Origin of the sequence: Kitasatospora sp. NPDC056800, assembly GCF_042789775.1 — a bacterium.
Lineage (GTDB): Bacteria > Actinomycetota > Actinomycetes > Streptomycetales > Streptomycetaceae > Kitasatospora.
The window spans coordinates 1-1,470 of the sequence record NZ_JBHUAL010000417.1; the positions used below are offsets into that span (position 1 = coordinate 1).

At 68.3% G+C, this 1,470-nt stretch carries 1 protein-coding gene; it reads left to right on the forward strand.

All coding sequences use genetic code 11. The features are described 5' to 3' along the window. The first annotated feature begins 112 nt into the window (after positions 1-112). Positions 113-1,393, forward strand: a complete 1,281-nt coding sequence (locus ACFRQN_RS40800) for an IS256 family transposase (RefSeq protein WP_380745697.1) — start codon at positions 113-115, stop codon at positions 1,391-1,393. The last annotated feature ends 77 nt before the right edge of the window (positions 1,394-1,470 follow it).

Genomic DNA, 1,470 nt, shown 5'->3' on the forward strand with positions numbered 1-1,470 from the left:
GGGAGTATCAGAATTTCGGTGGACACCCTGCTCAAGGGAGTCGCTGATGAGCTCGCGGACGGATCACTGGATTGGGTCGGCTTCGGATGGGAGGGTTTCGTCGGAGGCGGGGGTGGCCGATGCCTTGGACATGGGTCCGAGGAAGAACACCGGCGGGTCGGATGTGGTGGCGTCGGTCGCCGAGCTGGCGACCGAGCAGGCCAGGGCCGGCGGGATGCAGCTGCTGGGCGAGGGCGGACTGCTGCAGCAGCTGACCCGGCACCTGCTCCAGGAGGCGCTGGAAGCCGAGATGGACGAGCACCTGGCCGCCACCGCGGGGACGGGCCGCAGTGCCCGCAAGGGCGGCAACGCCCGCAACGGCTACCGCTCGAAGACGGTGATGACCGAGGCCGGCCCGGTCACCGTCGAGGTCCCGCGGGACCGGGCCGGGACCTTTGAGCCCAAGGTGGTACCGAGGCATTCGCGTCGCACCGAGGGACTGGACAACCTGGTCGTCTCGCTCACCGCGAAGGGCCTGACCTCGGGCGAGATCGTCGCTCACCTGGCCGAGGTCTACGGCATGACCACCAGCAAGGAGACCGTCTCCACGATCACCGACCGGGTCCTGGAGGGCATGGCCGACTGGCGAAGCCGTCCGTTGGACGAGGTCTACCCGGTCCTGTTCGTCGACGCCGTGAACATCAAGGTCCGCGACGGGCAGGTCGCCAACCGGCCCGTCTACGTGGTCCTGGGTGTCACGGCCGACGGCTACCGCGACATCCTGGGCCTGTGGACCACCGGCGGCGGCGAGGGCGCGAAGTACTGGCAGTCCGTCCTGACCGAGATCAGGAACAGAGGCGTCAAGGACTGCCTGATCCTGGTCTGCGACGGCCTGACCGGGCTGCCCGACGCCGTCGCCCAGGTCTGGCCGCAGACCGTGGTCCAGACATGCATCGTCCACCTGCTGCGGAACACTTTCCGCTACACCGCCAAGCGGGACTGGGCAGCGGTGGCCCGAGACCTCAAACCCGTCTACACCGCACCAGGCGAGGCCGCGGCCCTGGACCGCTTCGCCGAGTTCACGGCCGCTTGGGAGGCGAACTACCCGGCGGTGGTGCGACTGTGGGAGAGAGCCTGGCCCGAGATGGTCCCCTTCCTCGGCTTCGACACCGAGATCCGGAAGATCATCTGCACCACCAACGCCATCGAGAGCCTCAACTCCCGCTACCGCCGGGCCGCCAGCGCCTGCGGCCACTTCCCGAACGAGCAGGCCGCCCTGAAACGCCTCTACCTGGCCACCCTCGCCCTCGACCCCACCGGACGAGGCCGCCAACGCTGGAGCAACCGCTGGCTCGGAGCCCTGAACGCCTTCGACATCGCCTTCGACGGACGCCTGTCAGCCGGACGGGTGTGAGCCAACCGGCCCACACCCGACAACAAGATCAACACCTAGACCAAACGGGTGCCGTACACCGGAATCCTGATAGTCCC